A 337-nucleotide genomic window follows, 5' to 3' on the forward strand; every position below is an offset into this window, starting at 1 on the left:
GCAGGTCGATCTTAGCCTGATGCAGTGTCGCGCCTTCTGAAACTCCCTTTTTCACCAGCGCTTCAATACGCGTCAACTGCACGGGCGCGATGATCGCACCCATATCGATGCACTTGTCCAAAGGCTGACCGACCCGCAATGTCTGCATGCGGCGCTTCAGCCGCTCATGGAAAAGATCGGCAATGCCTTCCTGGACCAGAAGCCGCGAGCCGGCGCAGCAGACCTGTCCCTGGTTGAACCAGATCGCATCGACGACGCCTTCCACGGCGCCGTCGATATCGGCGTCGTCAAAAACGACGAAAGGTGACTTGCCGCCGAGTTCCAGCGTCAACGATTT

At 58.5% G+C, this 337-nt stretch carries 1 protein-coding gene; it reads right to left on the minus strand.

Annotated elements, in window-relative coordinates; translation table 11 throughout:
- Positions 1 to 337, minus strand: a 337-nt coding sequence (locus AF337_RS02215) for an aldehyde dehydrogenase family protein (RefSeq protein WP_152970863.1), incomplete at both ends; no start/stop codon positions are given.

This window comes from Rhizobium ecuadorense (genome assembly GCF_001187535.1).
Lineage (GTDB): Bacteria > Pseudomonadota > Alphaproteobacteria > Rhizobiales > Rhizobiaceae > Rhizobium > Rhizobium ecuadorense.